Origin of the sequence: Kitasatospora sp. NPDC094016 (assembly GCF_040304045.1) — a bacterium.
Lineage (GTDB): Bacteria > Actinomycetota > Actinomycetes > Streptomycetales > Streptomycetaceae > Kitasatospora.
On sequence record NZ_JBEOUK010000037.1, the window covers coordinates 44,382 to 64,555 of the forward strand.

Below are 20,174 nucleotides of genomic sequence, written 5' to 3' on the forward strand. Positions count from 1 at the left end.
CCGGGTTTCCAGCGGTGGTCTGACAGCGGTGGTCTGACAGCAGGGGGTTCAGCGGCGGGTGGGCGTCGGCGGGTGGGCGGCCGTCACCGTCCTCCCCGGGCGTGCCGGGCGATGTACCGCAGCGCCACGGCGAACTCCTCGGCCGCCCGGCGCACCGTCGCCGTGTCGTGGAGGGCGGGGCGGTGGTGCCAGGTGAAGGCGAGGCGCCCGTGCTGCGCCGCGCCCACCACCTCCACCGGGTGCGAGCCGCCGTCGCGGGGGTCGTGGTCCTGCCCGAAGGAGCCGTGCTCGGCGCGGACCAGGCCGTCGCCGGCGGTCTCGGGCCGCGCGTCCCACTGGCCGAGGTAGTTGAAGACCACCTGGCCGTGCGCGCCGGCGGCGAGGCGCTCGCGGACCTCGGGCGGGCCGAAGGTGCGCAGGGCGCCGAAGCCCAGCCCGTTGCCCGGCACGGCACGCAGCTGGCGGCGGACCGACTTCACCAGGGCCCGCCAGTCGCGGTCCGGGCCGAGGTCCTCGGGGTCGGGGACGTGGAAGGTGACCGGGTGCATGGTGGTGAACCAGCCGACCGTGCGGGACAGGTCCACACCCTCCACGACGTCCTCCCGGCCGTGCCCCTCCAGGTCCAGCCGGATCCGCTCGTGGCCGGTCCAGCGGGCCAGTGCCAGGGCGAGGGCGGTCAGCAGCACGTCGTTGACGCGGGTGCGGTAGGCCGCCGGGGCCGCGCGCAGCAGTGCCTCGGTGTCCTCCTCGTCCAGTTCGACGGTGACCGTCGCGGTCTCGGCCGCACCGGGCTCGACGGTCCCGGGCTCTGCCGCGCCGGGGTCGGCGGCACCGGGGTCGGCGGCACCGGGGTCGGCGGCACCGGGCTCGGCGGGTCGGCCGGGCAGCGCCTCGGTGGCGCTCACCGCCTCGTCCCAGTAGGGAAGTTCGTGGTCCAGGCCGCCGTCGGCGACGTGGGCGGCGAGGCGGAGCGCCCAGTCCCGGTAGGAGGTGCCGCGCTCCCCCAGCGTGATCGCCGTGCCCAGGGCGGCCTGCCGGTAGGCGCTCTCCAGGTCGTCGCGCAGCAGGCGCCAGGAGACGGCGTCGACGACCAGGTGGTGGGCGACCAGCAGCAGGAGCGCCGGGCGGTCCGGGGCGCCGGTGAACAAGGCCGCCCGCAGCAGCGGGCCCCGGGCCAGGTCGAAGCCGCCGTGCAGTTCGTCGGCCGCCTTGGCCATCGCCGCGTCGGCGGCCTCGGCGCTCTGCCCGGTCAGGTCGTACCGGACGAGGAGGTCCTCGGCGGGGGCCGGCGGCGGGTTGAACTGGTGCCAGCCCGTCTCGTCGCGGGTGAAGCGCAGGCGCAGGGCGTCGTGATGTTCGAGCAGGGCGTCCAGCGCGGCCCGCAGTGCCTGCGGGTCGGGGTCGGCGCCGAGTTCGAGCAGGGTCGACTGGTTGAAGTGGTGGTGGGCGGCGCGCGGGGTGGTCAGGAACCACTCCTGGATGGGGGTGAGCGGCACGTCCCCGGTGACCGGGCCGTCGTCCTCCCGGTCGGGGGCGGTACGCACCACCGTGGCCAGTTCGGCCACCGTCTGGTGGGTGAAGAGCTCCCGGGTGGCGAGGTACAGGCCGTCCCGGCGCAGCCTGGACACCACCTGCATGCTGAGGATGGAGTCGCCGCCGAGCAGGAAGAAGTTGTCGTCGGCGCCGACCTCCTCGATGCCCAGGACGTCGGCCCAGATCCGGGCGATCCGGCGTTCGGTGTCGGTGCCCGGCGCCCGGCGCGGACCGGCCGCGGCCTGGGCGGGACCGGGTTCGGGCAGGGCCCGCCGGTCGAGCTTGCCGTTCGGGGTGAGCGGCAGCCGTTCCAGCGGGACGAACACCGACGGCACGAGGTGCGGCGGCAGCGACCCGGCCAGGTGGGCGCGCAGTTCGGCGGCGGGCAGGCCCGCGACGGCCTCGCCGTCGCCGTCGCCCTCCGGTGCGGCACCGCCCGCTACGGCCCCGACCGCCGGGACGACGTAGGCGACCAGCCGGCCGGCCCCGGAGCCCGTACCGCTCCCGGGGGCGTCGGCGCGCACGGTGACGACGGCGTCGCGCACCAGGGGGCTGCGGCGCAGCGCGCTCTCGATCTCGCCCGGTTCGATCCGGAAGCCGCGCAGCTTGATCTGGTCGTCGACCCGGCCGGCGAAGCGCAGTTCGCCGTCGGCGTCCCGGTGGGCGAGGTCGCCGGTGCGGTACATCCGGTCGCCCGGCGCGCCGAACGGGTCGGCGAGGAACCGCTGGGCCGTCAGTCCCGGGCGGCCGAGGTAGCCGCGGGCGAGGCCGGGGCCGGCCAGCCAGAGCTCTCCGGTCACGCCGGGCGGCACCGGCCGCAGGGCGGCGTCCAGGACGTAGCTGCGGGCGGCGCCGCCGGGGCGGCCGATCGGGGGTGCGCCGGTGCCCGGCGACAGCGGGCCCGTCCAGGTGGCGACCACGGTGGCCTCGGTGGGGCCGTAGGAGTTGATCATCCGGCGGCCGGGGGCCCAGGTGTCGACCAGATCGGCCGGGCAGGCCTCCGCCCCGACGACCAGGGTGCGCAGCGCGGGCAGCGTCGCGGCCGTCTCCGGGTCCACGGTGGCCAGGGCCGCCGGGGGGATCAGGGCGTGGGTGATGCGCCGTTCGGCCAGGACCTCGGCCAGCCGCTCGCCGACGAGCGGACCCTCCTCCCCCGTCACCAGGGTGGCCCCGCTGAGCAGGGAGACGCAGAGTTCCAGGACGGAGGCGTCGAAGCTGGGCGAGGCGAACTGGAGCACCCTGGCCCCGGGGCCGGCGGTGTACTGCTCGGCGGCGGCCGCCGCGAAGACGGCGAGGCCGGCGTGGGTCACCAGGACGCCCTTGGGCGTGCCGGTCGATCCGGAGGTGTAGACGACGTAGGCCGGGTGTCCGGGGGTGAGCGGGGTGGCGCGGTCGGCGTCGGTGGGCGGGGTCTGCGGCCCGGCGGCGGACCACACCTCGGCCGGGTCGTCGAGCACCAGGTGGGCGCCCGCGTCGCGCACCATGAACTCCCGCCGGGGGGCCGGGTAGTCCGGGTCCACCGGGAGGAAGGCGCCGCCGGCCTTGGCGACGGCGAGCTGGGCCACCACCGCCGCCGCCGAGCGGGGCAGGGCGAGGGCGACCAGCCGCTCCGGCCCCACGCCGCGCCGGATGAGCCGGTGGGCCAGCCGGTTGGCCGCCCGCTCCACCTCGGCGTAGCTCAGCTCGCGGCCGCCGTCGAGCAGCGCCACCGCGTCGGGGGTGCGGGCGGCCCGGCGCTCGAAGAGTTCGGCCAGGGTCGCCTCGGGGACGGGCCGGAAGGTGCCGCGCGCCCGGTCGAGTTCGGCGGCCAGCTGGTCGTCACCGGCCAGCGGCAGCGCGCCGACGGCGCGATCCGGGTCCTCGGCGACGGCGGTCAGCAGGGTGGCGAGCTGGCCGGCCATCCGCTCGGCCGTGGCCGGGTCGAACAGGTCGGTGTTGTAGGTGATCAGGCCGTGCAGCGCGCCGGAGTCGGCCTCCGCGAACTCCAGGGCGAGGTCGAAGGCCGCCTGCGTGGTGTCGGTCTCGACGTCGGTCACGTGCAGGCCCGGGAGGTCGAGGTCGGCGGCCGGGGTGTTCTGGAGGACGACCAGGGCCTGGAAGAGCGGGCTGCGGCTGGTGTCGCGCACCGGCTGCACCTCGTCGACCACGCGCTCGAACGGCACGTCCTGGTGGGCGAAGGCGTCCCGGACGGTCTGCCGGACCGCGCCGAGGAAGTCGCCGAAGGGCTGCGCGGGTTCCACCCGCGAGCGCAGCACCAGGGTGTTGACGAAGAAGCCGACGAGGCTCTGGGTCTCCGCCTGCTCGCGGCCCGAGGTGACGGTGCCGACGGCGATGTCCTGGTCGCCGCCGAGCCGGGCGAGGTAGGCCTGCGCGGCGGCGACCAGGGTGGTGAACAGGGTGGCGCCGCGCTCCCGGCCGACCCGGGCCAGTCGGCGGGCCGTGTCGGCGGGCAGCTCCAGGCGGGCGGTGGCCCCGTTGGTGGTGCGCACGGCGGGCCGGGGCCGGTCGGTGGGCAGGCGCAGCGTCGAGACGTCGGCCAACTGCTCCTTCCAGTAGGCGAGTTGGTCGGCCCCGGCGGCGCCGACCGTGCGCTGCCAGTGCGCGTAGTCGGCGTACTGCACCGGCAGCGGCGCCAACCGGCCCTCCCCGGATCCGAGTTCGGCGCGGTAGAGGTGGGCCAGATCGGTGAGCAGGACGGCGGTCGACCAGCCGTCGGTGACGATGTGGTGCAGGGTCAGGGCCAGCACGTGGTCGCCCTCGGCCAGCCGCACCAGGGCGGTGCGCAGCAGCGGTCCGCGGCGCAGGTCGAAGGGGCGGGCCCGTTCGGCGGCGAGCAGGCCGCGCAGGGCCTCCGCCCGCGGCTGCGCCGGCCGGCCGGACAGGTCGTGCAGCGGCAGCGGCACGTCCTGCGGCGGGTGGACGAGCTGGACGCCGTGGCCGTCGACGCTGTCGAAGGTGGTGCGCAGCGACTCGTGCCGGGCCGCCAGGGCGCGCAGGGCCGCGCCGAGGGCGTCGGTGTCCAGGGCGCCGCGCAGGCGCAGCGCGAGCGCGGTCACGTACTCGGCGCCGCCGGGCGCGAACTCCTCCAGGAACCAGAGGCGTTGCTGGGCGTACGACATCGGCGCCGCGCCGTCGCGGACGACCGGGAGGACGGGCGGGCGCCCGCCCGGGCGGCCCTGCTCCTCGGTGAGCAGGCGGGCCAGGCCGGCCGGGGTGGGGTGGTCGAGGACGGCGCGGGGGGTGAGGTCGGCGCCGAAGGCCTCGGCCAGGCGGGCGGCGAGCCGGATGCTGAGGATGGAGTCGCCGCCCAGCTCGAAGAAGCCGTCCTCCACGCCGGGCGGCCGGATGCCCAGGACGTCGCCGAAGACCTCGGCGGTGCGGCGTTCGGCCTCGGTGCGCGGCTCGACCCGCGCGCGGCGTCCGCTCCCGTGCTCCTCGTCCGGCGCCGGGAGGGCCGCCCGGTCGACCTTGCCGTTGCGGCTCAGCGGGAGGGCGGCGAGCGGGACGAAGGCGGTGGGGACGAGGTAGTCGGGCAGCGCGCGGGCGGCGAAGGCCCGCAGTTCCTCGGGTTCGGCGCCCGCCGGGCCGACCACGTAGGCCACCAGGCGCCGGGCGCCGGGCCAGTCCTCGCGGGTGACCACGGCGACGTCGGTGACCTGGGGGTGGCGGGCGAGTGCGGCCTCCACCTCGCCGGGTTCGACCCGGAAGCCGCGGATCTTCACCTGGTCGTCCGCGCGGCCCAGGAACTCGACGGTGCCGTCCGGGCGCCGCCTGGCCAGGTCGCCGGTGCGGTACATCCGGGCGCCGGGCGGGCCGGAGGGGTCGGCGAGGAAGCGGGCCGCGGTCTCGCCGGGCCGGCCCAGGTAGCCGCGGGCCACGCCCTCGCCGGCCAGGTACAGTTCGCCCGCGCAGCCCGGCGGGACGGGCCGCAGGCGCCGGTCGAGGACGTGGACGCGGCGGTCGTCCAGGGGGTGGCCGATCGGCAGGGTGTCGGGCACCGCCGCCGCCTGTGCGACGGCGTGGGCGGTGGCGAAGGTCGTGGTCTCGGTGGGCCCGTAGCCGTCCACCACGGTCAGCCCGGGGCAGGCCGCCAGGACGCGGCGCACCGCGGCGGCGGGCACCACGTCCCCTCCGGTCCACAGCGTGCGCAGACCCGCGAAGCAGTCCGGCGCGTCCTGGGCGAGCAGCCGGAAGAGCCCGGCGGTGAGCCACAGCGCCGTCGGCCCGTCCGGTCCGGCGAGCCGCCGCAGCAGGGCGGCGTCCACCGGCCCGTCGGGGGCGACGAGCACGCAGCCGCCGCCCAGCAGCGGCGCCCAGACCTCGAAGGTGGCGGCGTCGAAGGCGACCGGCGAGTGCAGCAGCACACGGGCGCAGCGGCCGTCGGCGAAGCGGCTGTCGGTGGCGAGCGAGGCCACGTCGCGGTGGCGTACCGCCACGGCCTTGGGCACCCCGGTGGAGCCCGAGGTGAACATCACGTACGCCAGCCGGTCGGGGTCGGCGGGCGGCAGGGTCGGCGCCACCGGCCCGGCCGCGCCGGTGCGCACGGCGGCGACCTGCTCGGCGGTGAGCCGCAGGGCGGCGCCGACCTGGTCGAGCAGGGCGCGGCGGCGCTCCTCGGGGGCCCGGAGGTCGACGGGCAGGTAGGCGCCGCCCGCCTTGAGGACGGCCAGCTGGGCGGCGACGAGTTCGGCGGAGCGGTCCATCAGCAGCGCCACCCGGCCTTCGGGGGCCAGGCCGTCGGCCAGCAGCCGGGCCGCCAGGCGGTCGGACCAGTCGTCGAGCTGGCGGTAGGTCAGTTCGCGGTCGCCGTCGCGCACGGCGGGCGCGCCGGGGGTGCGCCGGACCTGCTCCGCGAAGACCTGGAGCGGGCTGCGGGGCGCCGCCGGGCGGGCGGTGCCGTGCCAGGAGGCCAGCTGCTCCCGGTCGGCGGGGGTGAGCTGGTCCAGCTCGGCGAGGTCGCCGTCGAGGCCGTCGGCGAGGGCGGTGAGCAGCAGGACCAGGCGGTCGGCCGCGCCGTGGGCCGTCCGGTGGTCGAAGAGCGCGGGGTCGTAGGCCAGGTCGAAGCCGAGCCGCTCGGCCAGGTGGGCGCGCAGGCACCAGGGGAAGGTGGTGGCGTCGTCGGCGCGCACCTCGACCACCCGCACCCCGGTCCGGTCGGCGGCCGACTCGTCGACGGGGTAGTTCTCGAAGACCGCCATGCTGTCGAACAGCGGCTCCCCGGCGGGCACCTCGCTCAGGGCCTGGACGCGCGGCAGGGCCAGGTGGTCGAAGCGGCGGCCGTCGCTCTGGCGTTCCTGGAGCTCCCGCAGCCAGGGCAGCACGCCGCCCGAGGGGATCGGGACCCTGGTCGGCACGGTGTTGATGAACAGGCCGATCATCGACTCGACGCCGGGCAGTTCGGCCGGGCGCCCGGACACGGTGGTGCCGAAGACCACGTCGTCGCCGCCGCTGTAGCGGGCCAGCAGCAGCGCCCAGGCGCCCTCCACCACGGTGTTGACGGTCAGCCCGGCAGCGGCGGCGTTCTCGCGCAGCCGGCGGGAGAGCGTCTCGTCCAGTTCGCGGTGGGCGGCGGCGCTGGAGCGGGCGCGGTGGGCCCGGGTCGGCGGGCGGTCGTACGGCAGCGGGGTCCGGCCGGTGAATCCGGCCAGCAGGCCGCGCCAGTGGGCCTCGGCCGTCTCCTCGTCCCGGTCGCGCAGCCAGCCCAGGAAGTCCGCGAACGGCCGTCGGACCGGCCGGGGCGCCTGCGGGCCGCCGGTCAGCGCGGCGTACTCCTCGCACACCTCGGTGAGCAGTTGTCCGGTGCTCCAGCCGTCCAGGATCAGGTGGTGGTTGGACCACAGCAGCAGGACCTCGTGGCCGGGCAGCGCGGCCAGGGTCAGCCGGGTGAGCGGCGCGGTGGCGAGGTCCATCCCGGCGGCGCGCTCCTCGGCGAGCAGCCGCTCCGTCCGGTCGGCGCGCTGCCCGGGCGTCAGGTCGTGCCAGTCGAGGTGGCGGACGGGCAGTGCGGCGTGCCGTGCGACCACCTGGACGGGGTGCGGCAGGCCGCGCCAGTGAACACTTGAACGCAGTGCCGGGGTGCGGTCGGCGACCAGCTGCCAGGCCTCGGCGAAGGCCCGCGGGTCGGCGACGCCGGCCAGGCGCACCGCGATCCGGTCGACGTAGGCGCCGTCGGCGTCGACGAGCCCGTGGAAGAGCATGCCGGACTGCAGCGGCGTCAGCGGCAGCACGTCGTCGGTCTCGCGCCCGTCGCCGACGAGCCGGTCCAGCCGGTCCTGGTCGAGGCCGGCGAGCGGGAAGTCCGACGGGGTGCGGCCGCCGGCGTCCGGGCGGGCACAGTGCGCGGCCACCTCGTGCAGCGCGGCGACCGTCTCCTCGGCGAGCCCGCGGACGGTCGCCTCGTCGTAGACGGCGGCGGGGTAGGTCCACGCCAGTTCGAGGCGGCCGTCCTGGACCGCGCCGGTGATGTCCAGCAGGTAGGGGCGGGGCTCGTCGGGGTCGGTGTCGCGACCGGCCGGGGGCAGCGCGCCGCGGACCAGGCCGTCGGCGCCGCCGCGGGTGTCCCACCGGCCGTGGTAGTTGAAGCCGATCTGCGGCGCCGCCGAGCCGGTCAGCGGGCCGTCCGGCCGCAGGTGGCGCAGCGCGCCGTGGCTGAGTCCGCGCAGCGGGACGGCGCGCAGCTGCTCCTTGACCGAGCGCAGGGTGTCGTGCCATCCGGCGTCGGGGTCGACGCGCAGGGCGAGCGGGAACTCGGCGGTGAACCAGCCCACCGTCCGGGAGAGGTCCAGGTCCTCGAAGAGGTCCTCGCGGCCGTGCCCCTCCACCCCGACCAGCACGGTGTCCCGGCCGCACCAGCGGGCCAGGGTGCGGCCCAGGGCGCTGAGCAGGACGTCGTTGACCTGGGTGCGGTAGACCTCGGGGACGCGGCGCAGCAGCGCCTCGGTGGTCCGCTCGTCCAGCGTCACCTGGACGGTGGCGGCGGTGGCGTGGGTGTTCGGGGCGCCGGTGTCAGGGGCCGGGCGGCCGGCGGGCAGGTCGGCCGGGGCCGCGCCGGTGCGCGTCCAGTGGCCGAGGTCGCCGTCCAGGGCGCCGGCGCGGGTGTGCCGCTCCAGCCGGGTCGCCCAGCGGCCGTAGGACGTGCCGGTCGGCGGCAGGGCGACGGGGGCTCCGGCGCGGGCCGTGCGGTACGCCGCTTCGAGGTCGGCCAGCAGGATGCGCCAGGAGACGCCGTCCACGGCCAGGTGGTGGACGGTGAGGACGAGTTGGCCCGGCTGCCGGGGGCCGCGGTCGAAGAACAGGGCGCGCAGCACCCGGCCCCCGACCGGGTCGAGGGAGCGTTGGGCCTCGTCGGCGGCCCGCTGGACCTGTGCTTCCACGTCATGGCCGGTGAGGCCCGGGTCGGTGACGTCGTGGTGGGTGAAGACGCCGTCCGCGCCCTGGGCGAGCACCTCCTGGCGCCAGCCGGCCTCGGTGCGGTGGAAGCGGGTGCGCAGGGCCGCGTGGTGCTCCACCAGGGCCAGCACCGCCCGGCGCAGGGCCGCCGGATCGGTGCCGGGGGCCAGTTCCAGGCGCTGGGTCATGGTGAAGCGCAGGGCGTCGCCGGGGCGGCGGCCGTCGAGGTACCAGTGCTGGATCGGGGTGAGCGGCGCCTCGCCGGGCTCGGCTTCGCCGAGTTCCCGTTGCTCGGTCAGATCTCCCGCACACAGGGCGAGTTCGGCGATGTTCTGGTGCCGGAAGACGTCCTTGGTGGTGAGGGCGAGCCCGGCGGCGCGGGCGCGGGAGACGATCTGGATGCTGAGGATGGAGTCGCCGCCGAGCGCGAAGAAGTTGTCCCGGGTACCGACGCGCTCCACGCCCAGCACCTCGGCCCAGATCGCGGCGAGCCGTTCCTCGGCACCGGGCCGCGGAGCGACGTACGGGGTGGTGCGGTCGGGCTGGGCGGGCGGCGCGGGCAGCGCGCGCCGGTCGGTCTTGCCGCCGGTGGTCCGCGGTATTCGGGCCAGCGGGACGAACGCGGCGGGCACCAGGTGGTCGGGCAGCGTCCGGCGCAGCCAGGTCCGCAGTTCCTCGGCGGGCGGGACGCGGCGGCCGGCGGGCACCGGGTAGCCGACGAGCACCGTACGGCCGGCGTGCTCGCGCGCGGCGACCGCGCAGTCGGCGACGTCCGGGTGGGCGAGCAGGGCGGCCTCCACCTCCCCGGGCTCGATCCGGAACCCGCGGATCTTGACCTGTTCGTCGGCGCGGCCCCGGAACTCCAGTTGCCCGTTCGCGTCCCAGCGGGCCAGGTCGCCGGTGCGGTACATCCGGGCCCCGGGCGGGCCGTAGGGGTCGGCGAGGAAGCGGGCGGCCGTCAGCCCGGGCCGGTTCAGGTAGCCGCGGGCGACCTGCTCCCCCGCCAGGTACAGCTCCCCCGGCATGCCGGGCGGCACCGGCCGCAGGGCGCCGTCGAGCAGGTAGGCGCCCAGGTTGCGGCCGGGGCGGCCGATGACGGGGCGTTCGGGGTGGTCCGCGCACCGGGCGTAGGCGGCGTCGACGGTGCACTCGGTGGGCCCGTACATGTTGTAGGCGGTGACACCGAGGTCCGCGTACGCCGCGCACAGCTCCCGCCAGACGGCGGCGGGGACGGCCTCGCCGCCGACCAGCAGCAGGCGCGGGTGGTGCGGGCCGGGGGCGAGCAGTCCGGCGGCGGTGAGTTCGCGCAGGAAGGAGGGGGTGACGTTGACCAGGTCCAGGCGGCGGTCGACGACCTGGGCGCAGAACGCCTGCGGGTCCAGCCGGACGTCCTCGTCGATCAGGTGGAGCTCCTGGCCCAGTGCGAGCAGCAGCGGGCCCTCCCAGCTGGTGTCGAAGGAGAAGGAGGCGCTCAGCGCGGCCCGCAGCCGCCCGCCGTCGGCGGTGTGCGGCCCGACCAGGCCTTCCTGGTGGTCCCGGCAGAGGTTGACCAGCTGGCGGTGTTCGACGACGACGCCCTTGGGGCGGCCGGTCGAGCCGGAGGTGTGGACGAGGTAGGCGGCGTGCCGCGGCAGCAGGGGGGCGGTCCGCTCGGCGTCGGTCAGGTCGTGGGCGGGCAGGGCCGCCCACGGCACCTCGCGCAGGGCCTGCGCGGTCAGCACCACCCGGGGCCGGGTGTCGTCGAGGAGGAGGGCGGCCCGCTCCTCGGGCAGGTCCGGGTCGACGAAGAGCAGGGCGGCGCCCGCCTTGAGCACCGCGAACAGCGCCACCAGCAGGTCCGAGGTGCGCGGCAGCCGGACCGCGACCACCTGTTCCGGGCCGGCGCCGAGGGCGGCGAGGTGGCGGGCGAGCCGGTTGGCCCGCGCGTTGAGGGCGGCGAAGTCGAGGGTGGCGTCCCGGGCGACCAGGGCGGTGGCGTCCGGGGTGCGGGCGGCCTGCGCCTCGAACAGGGCGGGGAAGGTGGTGTCCGGCGCGGGCAGCGGCGCGCCCCGCCCCTGGCGCAGCACCCGGCGCCGTTCGTCGGCCGTCATCAGCGGCAGCTCCCCGACGGCCGTCTCCGGCGCCTCGGCCACGGCCGCCAGCAGGGTGCCCAGCCGACCGGCCAGGTGCTCGGCGGTCCGCGCGTCGAACAGCCCGGTGTTGTACTCCAGGTAGCCGGTCAGGCCGCCGTCGCGCTCGACGAAGTCGAAGGAGAGGTCGAAGGTGGCGCCGTGGACGGGCGGGGTGACCGGCTCCACCGTCAGGCCCGGCAGCTTCGGCACCTCGGCGCCGAGGTTGTGCAGGGCCACCATGACCTGGAAGAGCGGCGTGCGGCTGGTGTCGCGCTCCGGCTGGAGGGCGTCCACCAGCCGTTCGAAGGGCACCTCCTGGTGGGCGAGGGCCTCCAGGACGGTGCCGTGGGCGGCGGCCAGCAGTTCGCGGAACGACAGCTCCGGCCGGACGGCGCCGCGCAGCACCAGGGTGTTGACGAACATGCCGACCACGTCGTGGAGTTCGCCCTGCTCACGGCCCGAGGTGACGGTGCCCACCGCGATGTCCTGCTGCCCGGACCAGCGGGCGAGCAGGACCTGGCAGGCCGCCAGGAGGGTGGTGTAGAGGGTGCCGTCGACCTCCCGGCCCCGTTCGCGCAGCCGCGCGGTCAGCCCGGCGGGCAGGGTGAAGGCGACCAGCGCGCCGTCCCGGGTGCGGACGGCCGGGCGCGGCCGGTCGGTGGGCAGCTCCAGCGGGGTCAGGCCGTCCAGGGTCCGGCGCCAGTGGGCGAGGTCCGCCTCGGCGAGGTCGGTGCGCGCGCGCTGCCAGGCCGCGTAGTCGGTGTAGCGCACGGGCAGCTCGGGCAGCCGCGGCGGGCGCCCCTCGCGGGCCGCCGCGTACAGCTCGCCCAGGTCGCGGCCCAGGACGCCCATCGACCAGCCGTCGGTGGCGATGTGGTGCACGGCCAGCACGAGCACGTGCTCGTCCGCGGCCGTCCGGACCAGCCGGGCCCGCAGCAGGGGCCCGGTGGCCAGGTCGAACGGGGTGGCGGCGATCCGCTCCAGCAGTGCGTCCAGGGCCGCCGGGGTCGCCCCGGCGAGGTCCTCGCACGGCAGCTCGACCGGCTGCGGCGGGCACACCACCTGCCGGGCGCGGCCGTCCCGCTCGGCGAAGGTGGTCCGCAGCGCCTCGTGCCGGGCGACCAGGGCGTCCAGGGCGGTGCCCAGCGCGGCCCGGTCGAGCGCTCCGCGCAGGCGCAGCACGGACAGCGAGGTGTACTCGGTGCTGCCCGGGTCGAACCGGTCGAGGAACCAGAGCCGCTGCTGGGCGTACGACAGCGGCGGCTCGGCCGCCGGGTCCGCGGCCGGGATGACCAGGGCCGACGGGCCGTCCGCCGCGCCCGGCTCGCCGGGCGAGCCGAGTGCCTCGGCCAGGTCCGCCAGCACCGGGTGGGTGAACAGCAGCCGTGGCGAGAGGTCCGCCGCCCCGAAGGCCGCGCGCAGCCGGGCGGTGACCCGCACGGCGAGGATGGAGTCGCCGCCCAGGGCGAAGAAGTCGTCCTCGGCGCCGATCTCCCCGGTGTCCAGGACCTCCGTCCAGGCCGCGGCGACCAGCCGCTCGGCGCGGGTGCGGGGCGCGGTGCGCTGCCGGCCGGCGGCGAAGCCCTCCGGGCCGGGCGAGGGCAGCGCGCGCCGGTCGAGCTTGCCGTTGGGAGTGAGCGGCAGGGCCGCCAGGGGGACGTACGCGGCGGGCACCAGGTAGGCGGGCAGCAGCCGTTCGAGGTGGGCGCGCAGGTCGGCGGCGGCCGGGGGGTGGGCCGCGCCCGGGCCGGCGACGACGTGGGCGACCAGCCGGCGGGTGCCGGAGGCGTCCTGGTACACGCCCACGGTGGCGGCGCCCACGCCCGGGTGGGTCTGGAGGGCGGCCTCGATCTCGCCGGGTTCGATCCGGTAGCCGCGGATCTTGACCTGCTGGTCGGCGCGGCCCAGGTAGCGAAGGGTGCCGTCGGCCTGTCGGGCGGCCCGGTCGCCGGTGCGGTACATCCGGGTGCCGGGGGCGCCGAAGGGGTCGGCGAGGAAGCGGGTGGCGGTCAGGCCGGGCCGGTTGAGGTAGCCGCGGGCCAGGCCCTCCCCCGCCACGTACAGCTCGCCCACGGCGCCCGGGGGCACCGGGGCCAGGTCGGCGTCGAGGACGTACAGCCGCAGGTCCGGGAGGCCGGTGCCGATCGGTGCGGGGCCGCCGGCGGCGGCGGTCGCGCGCTCCAGCGGGGCCTGGGTGACGTGCACGGTCGTCTCGGTGATGCCGTACATGTTCACCAGGAGCGGCGCGTCCTGCGGGTGGCGGTCGTACCAGTCGGCGAGGCGGCCGGCGTCCAGCGCCTCGCCGCCGAAGACCACCGTGCGCAGCGCCAGCCGGCGGGAGAGCTCGGGGTGTTCGGCGTCGGCGCGGGCCAGCGGGTGGAAGGCGGACGGGGTCTGGTTGAGGACGGTGACGCGTTCGTCCACGAGCAGTCGCAGGAAGTCCTCCGGGGAGCGGGCGGTGTCCTCGGGCACGACGACGAGCCGGCCGCCGTGCAGCAGCGGGCCCCACAGCTCCCAGACCGAGAAGTCGAAGGTGTAGGAGTGGAACAGCGTCCAGACGTCCTCGGCGCCGAAGCCGAACACGCCCCTGGTCTGCTCGAACAGCCGCACCACGTTGGCGTGCGGCACCACGACGCCCTTGGGCCGGCCGGTGGAGCCGGAGGTGAAGATGGCGTAGGCGGGGCTGTCGGGCAGCGGGCGGTGCCCGGCGGCGAGCGGGGCGGCCGGGCCCCGGGCCAGGTCGGCGCGCAGCTGCGGGTCCGACAGGGAGAGGACGGGCACCCCGTGCTCGAAGCTCTCGGACGGCCCGCCGGGCACGTGGGTCAGCAGGGCCACCGGGGCGGCGTCGCCCAGCAGTTGGGCGCGGCGTTCGGCGGGCAGGCCCGGGTCGAGCGGCAGGTAGGCCGCACCGGTCTTGAGGACGGCGAGGACGGCCACGACCAGGTCGGCCGTGCGGGGCAGCGCGAGGGCCACGAACCGCTCGGGCCCGGCGCCGAGTGCGGCCAGCCGGTGGGCGAGCCGGCCGGCCCGCGCGTCCAGGGCGGCGTAGTCGAGGTGCTCGTCGCCGCAGGTGACGGCCTCGGCGTGCGGGGTGCGGGCGGCCTGCGCCTCGAAGAGGTCGACCAGGGTCCGGTCGGGGCGGCCCCGCACGGTGCCGTCCCACGCGGTCAGCTGCCGCCGCTCCCGCGCGGTCGTCCACTCCAGGGCGCGCAGCGGCCGGTCCAGTCCGGCGGCCAGTTCGGTGAGCAGCAGGCAGAGCCGCTCGGCGAGGGTGCGGACCGTCGCGGCGTCGAACAGCTCCGGGTCGTAGGCGAGGTCGAAGCCGACGTGCCCGCCCTGGTAGGCGCGCAGGACGAGCGGGTAGTTGGTGGCGTCCCGGGAGGTGACCTCCACCAGGCGCACCCCGCTGCCGGCCGCGCGGGCGTCGTCGAAGGGGTAGTTCTCGAAGGCGACGATGCTGTCGAACAGCGTGCCTCCGGACGGCACGCCGCTGAAGGCGGTGAGTTCGGCGAGGGAGACCGCGGCGTGGCGCCGGGCCTCGGCCTGGGCCTCCTGGAGGTCGCGCAGCCAGTCGGCGGCGGTGCGGCCGCCGTCGACCAGGACCCTGGTGGGCAGGGTGTTGATGAACATGCCGATCATCGACTCGACGCCGGGCAGTTCGTCGGGGCGTCCGGAGACGGTCGTCCCGAACAGCACGTCCGGCTCGCCGCTGTACCGGGAGAGCAGCAGGGCCCAGGCGCCCTGCACCACGGTGCCGAGGGTGAGCCCGGCCTGCCGGGCGGTGCGGACCAGCCGTTCGGAGGCCTCCGGCGACAGGCCGGCGGTGTGCGCGAGGGCCGAGCGGGCCCGGTGGGCCTCGCGCCGGGCGCGGTCGGCGGGCAGCGGGGTGGCGGTGGCGAAGCCGTCCAGGACGGCCCGCCAGTGCGCGCGGGCGGCCGCGCTGTCCTGCCCGGCCAGCCAGTGCACGTAGTCGGCGAAGGGCCGGCGCACCGCCGGTGTCGGCACGCCCCCGGTGGTGAGGGCCGCGTACTCCTCGAACACGTCGGTGAGCACCTGGGCCAGGCTCCAGCCGTCCAGGATCAGGTGGTGGGAGGTCCACAGCAGGTGCAGGCGGGCCTCGGGCAGCCGGACCAGGGTGAGCCGGGTGAGCGGCGCGGTGGCGAGGTCCAGCCCGTGGGCGAGGTCGTCCGCGCGCAGCCGGGCCAGCCGGTCGGCGCGCTCGCCCGGGTCGACCGCCCGCAGGTCCAGGTGGGTCACCGGCAGCCGGACGCCTCGGCGCACGACCTGGAGGGGGGCGGGGACGCCCTCCCACACCACCGAGGTGCGCAGTGCGGGCGTGCGGTCGGCGACCCGCTGCCAGGCCAGGGCGAAGGCGTGCGGGTCGCCCACCCCCTCCAGCAGCAGGCCGGCCTGGTCCACGTAGACGTCGTCGGGGCCGCCGACCAGGCGGTGGAAGAGCATGCCCTCCTGGAGCGGGGTGAGCGGCAGCAGGTCCTCGACGTCCCGCCCGTCGCCGGCGATCCGGTCCACCCCGGCCTGGTCCAGTCCGGCCAGCGGGTAGTCGCAGGGGGTGCGGCCGCCGGCGCCGGGGCGGGCGCAGTGCTCGACGATGCCGGTCAGCGCCTCGGCCGTGGCCTGCGCCAGCGCGCGGACGGTGGCCGCCTCGTGCGCCTGGTCGCTGTAGTGCCAGGTGAGCTCCAGTTCGCCGTCGGCGACCACGGCGGAGACGTCGAGCAGGTGGTCCAGGGGTTCGTCGGGGGCGAGCTCCCGGCCCGGCGCCTGGCCGGCGGGCGCGAAGTCGCCGGTCCCGGGGGCGGTCCACTGGCCGTGGTAGGTGAAGCAGACCTGCGGCAGCGGACGGTCCCTCAGGGCGCCGGCCGCGGGCGAGCCGAGCCGGGCCAGGGCCTCGTAGCTCAGGCCCCGGCGGGGTACGGCGCGCAGCCGCTCCTTGACCTGCTTGAGGGTGGCGGCCCAGTCGGGGGCGCCGGCCGGGCCGGCCGGGGCGAGGGTGACGGGGTACTGGGTGGTGAACCAGCCGACCGTCCGGGAGAGGTCGACGCCGTCGAGGAGTTCCTCGCGGCCGTGGCCCTCCAGGGCGATGGTCACCCGTTCGGTGCCCGTCCAGTCGGCGAGGGCCCGGCCCAGCGCGCTGAGCAGCACGTCGTTGACCTGGGTCCGGTAGGCCTCGGGGACCCTGCGCAGCAGGGCCTCGGTGGTGGCGCGGTCGAGCCGGGTGCGCAGGGTGCGCACGGAGCCGGCCGTGGGGGTGCCGGGGTGGTCGACGGGCAGCGGGGCGGCCGGCGTCCGGGTCTCGGCGCTCCAGTAGGGCAGGTCGTCGTCGAGGCCCCCGGCCCGGACCAGTTCGGCGAGGTGGTGGGCCCAGTCGGTGAACGGGGTGGGCTCGGGCTCCAGGTGCGGGGCGTCCCCGGCCGCCGCCTGCCGGTAGGCCTGTTCCAGGTCGGCGAGCAGCACCCGCCAGGAGACCCCGTCGACGGCCAGGTGGTGGGCGGTCAGGACGAGTTGGGGCCGGGCGTCGTCGCGGGGCCGGAACAGGACGGCGCGCAGCAGGGTGCCGGTGGCCGGGTCCAGGGCGGCGCGGGCGGCGTCGGCGGCCTCGGCCCGGGCCGCTTCGGAGCCGGTGTCGGCGCCGGGGGCGGGCGGGTCGAGTCTGGTCAGCAGCCCGGTGCCCGGGTCCGCGACCGGCTCCTGGCGCCAGGTGCCCCCGGCGCGGGTGAAGCGGGTGCGCAGCGCCGGGTGGGCGGCCAGGACCGCCCGCAGCGCCTGGTCCAGGGCCGGCTCGTCGAGGTCGCGCGGCAGGTCGAGCAGCATCGACATGGTGAAGTGGCGCAGCGGGCCGTGGGCGGCGAAGAACCACTCCTGGACCGGGGTGAGCGGGGCCGGCCCGTCCGCGCGGCGCGGCCGGGGGGCCGGGGCGGCGGCCGGGCGGGCGGCGGCGACCAGGTCGGCGACGGTCTGGTGGCGGAAGACGTCCTGGGAGCCGATCCGCAGGCCGGCGGCGCGGGCCCGGGAGACGGCCTGGATGCTCAGGATCGAGTCGCCGCCGAGCTCGAAGAAGTTGTCGGTGACGCCGACCCGCGCCACGCCCAGCACCTCGGCCCAGATCCCGGCGAGGGTCTCCTCCTCGGGGGTGCGCGGGGCGACGAACTCCCCTTCTCGTCCCTCGCCTTCGGGGTCGGGGGCGGGCAGCGCCCGGCGGTCCAGCTTCCCGCTGGTGGTGAGCGGCAGGGTGTCGAGCGCGGTGAACGAGGACGGCACCAGGTGGTCGGGCAGCACCCGCCGCAGGGCGGCGCGCAGGTCGGCGGACGGGCGGGCCGCGCCGTCGGCGAAGACCAGGTAGGCCGCCAGCCGGGTGTGGCCGCGCGCGTCGGGCACGGCGGCGACCGCGGCCGCGGCGACCTGCGGCAGATCGAGCAGCGCCGCCTCGATCTCTCCGGGTTCGATCCGGTGGCCGCGCACCTTGACCTGGTCGTCGGCGCGCCCGAGGTACTCCAGGCTCCCGTCGGCCGTCCAGCGGGCCAGGTCGCCGGTGCGGTACATCCGGGCGCCGGGCGGCCCGTACGGGTCGGCGGTGAAGCGGGCGGCGGTCAGCCCCGGCCGGCCGGCGTAGCCGCGGGCGACCTGGGCGCCGGCGAGGTGGAGTTCGCCGCTCACCCCCGGCGGCACCGGCTGGAGCCGGTCGTCGAGGACATAGGCGCGCAGGTTGGGCAGCGGGCGGCCCACCAGCGGCCGGTCACCGCCCGCGATGCGGCAGGCGAGCGCGTCGACCGTGCACTCGGTGGGGCCGTAGTAGTTGTAGGCGGCGACGTCCGGGTGCCCGGCGAGTTCGCGCCAGAGCCGGGGCCCGACGGCCTCGCCGCCGAGCATCAGCACCCGGGGGCGGTGGCGCGGGTCGTCGAGCAGCCCGGCGGGCAGCAGCTGGCGCAGGTAGGAGGGCGTCAGGTCGAGGAAGTCGATGCGGTGGCGCACCACGTACTCGACCAGGGCGGCCGGGTCCATCCGGGTCGTCTCGTCGACCAGGTGCAGCGGGTGGCCGTCGGCCATCAGCAGCACGCCCTCCAGGGAGGTGTCGAAGGAGAACGAGGCGGTCAGCGCCACGCGCAGCGGCCCGCCGCCCGCGTCGGCGACGAAGCCCGCCCGGTGGGCGGCGAGCAGGTTCACCACCGCGCGGTGCGGGACGGCGACGCCCTTGGGGCGGCCGGTGGAGCCGGAGGTGTAGAGCACGTACGCGGTGTTGGAGGGGTGCGGCGGGGCCGTCCGGTCGTCGTCGCCGGGGTCGGTGTCCGGGCCGGTGTCGGGCAGCGCCCGGAGCGCCTGTTCGTCCAGGACCAGGGCCGGGCGGGCGTCGTCGAGCAGGTGGCGCAGGCGCTCGGCCGGCAGGGCCGGGTCCAGGGGCAGGTAGCCGGCGCCGGCCTTCCAGACGGCGAGGATCGCCACGATCATGTCGGCGGTGCGCGGTAGCCGCAGCGCGACCAGCCGTTCGGGGCCGGCGCCGCGGGCGATGAGCTGGTGGGCGAGCCGGTTGGCGCGGGCGTCGAGCGTCGCGTAGTCGAGCCGCTCGGCTCCGGCGACCAGGGCCGGGGCGTGCGGGGTCAGGGCGGCCCTGCGCCGGAACAGCTCGGGGTAGCTGGTGTCCTCGACGGGCAGCGCGGTGGCGTTCCAGTCCCGGGTGACCTGCCGGGTCTCCCGGGGCGAGAGCAGCGGCAGGGTGCCGAGCGGGCGGTCGGGTTCGGCGGCGGCGCCGTCCAGCAGCAGGAGGAGCTGGTCGGCCATCCGGCGTGCGGTGGGCGCGTCGAAGAGGTCGGCGCGGTACTCCAGCAGGCCGGTGAGCGCCTCGCCGTCCGGGACGAACTCGACGCTGAGGTCGAAGGTGGCGGCCTGCCGGGGCACGGCGACCGGGGTGGGCGCCGACCCCGGCGGGGTGGTGGCCTCGGGCGGCGCGGGGTGCAGCAGGACCAGCACGTCGAACAGCGGGTTGCGGCCCGCCTGGCGGGGTGCGCCGACCGCCTCGACGAGCCGTTCGAAGGGCGTGTCGCCGTGCGCGAGCGCGTCGTTGCCGGTCTCGGTGGCGGCCGCGAGCAGGTCGCGGAAGGATCCGGCGGGCTCGACCCGGGTGCGCAGGACGACGGTGTTGACGAAGCAGCCGACGGCCCGTTCCAGCTCGGTGCGGGAGCGCCCGGGCGTCAGGGAGCCGACGGTGACGTCCTGCTGGCCGGACCAGCGGGCCAGCAGCGCCTGGGTGGCGGCGACCAGGGCCGTGTGCAGGGTGCCGTGCCGCTCGGCCGCGAGCTCGCGCAGCCGGGCGGTGAGCGGCGCGGGGACGGTGAAGGCGTGGACGGCGCCGGGGCCGGCCTCCTCGCCGCGGCGCGGGTGGTCCAGCGGCAGCTCCGGCGGCACGGCGCCGGCCAGTTTCGCCTTCCAGTGGGCCAGTTGGCCCTCCAGTCGGGCGCCGGAGAGCTGTTCGCGCTGCCACACCGCGAAGTCCGGGTACTGGACCGCCACCGGCGGCAGGTCCGGGGCGGCGCCGCGGGCCAGGGCCTCGTAGCCGGTGCACAGCTCGTCCAGGACGACGCCCATCGACCAGCCGTCGGTGACGATGTGGTGCGCCGTCACCTGCAGGACGTGCGAGTGGTCCGACTCGCGCACCAGCAGGGCGCGCAGCAGCGGCCCCTGCCGGAGGTCGAAGGGGCGGGAGTACTCCTGGAGCAGGATCGCGTCGAGGCTCTCCCCGCCGGCCGGTTCCCGGACGGGCAGCGGCACCGGCCCGGCCGGCCGCACGGTCTGCACCGGGCGGCCGTCGGCCTCGTCGAAGGTGGTCCGCAGCCCCTCGTGGCGGGCCACGACGGCCGCCAGCGCCCCGGCGAGCGCCGCGCGGTCCAGCGGGCTGGTGAACCGTAGGGCGACCGCGCTGTTGTAGCGGGGGTCGCCGGGGCGCAGCCGGTCCAGGAACCACAGGCGCTGCTGGACGAAGGAGGGCGGCAACGGTCGGCTGCGGTCGGCTTGCGGGATGGACCGGTCGGCGGCGGCCCGGGCGCCGCCGGAGCGCCCGGCCAGCCGCAGGCGCAGCGCTTCGCGCAGGTCGGCGGGCAGGGCCTCGGCGCGGTCTCGCTTCGAAGGCGTCAT

The 20,174-nt window shown here is 77.2% G+C and carries 1 protein-coding gene; it reads right to left on the reverse strand.

The features are described 5' to 3' along the window. Positions 1–83 precede the first annotated feature (83 nt). On the reverse strand, positions 84–20,174 hold the full coding sequence (locus ABT015_RS28120) for a non-ribosomal peptide synthase/polyketide synthase (RefSeq protein WP_350883870.1): 20,091 nt from the start codon (positions 20,172–20,174) through the stop codon (positions 84–86).

Bases quoted from the DNA above. Each gene is read 5' to 3' on its own strand.
- ABT015_RS28120 (WP_350883870.1), bottom strand. From the start codon at position 20,174: ATGACGCCTTCGAAGCGAGACCGCGCCGAGGCCCTGCCCGCCGACCTG.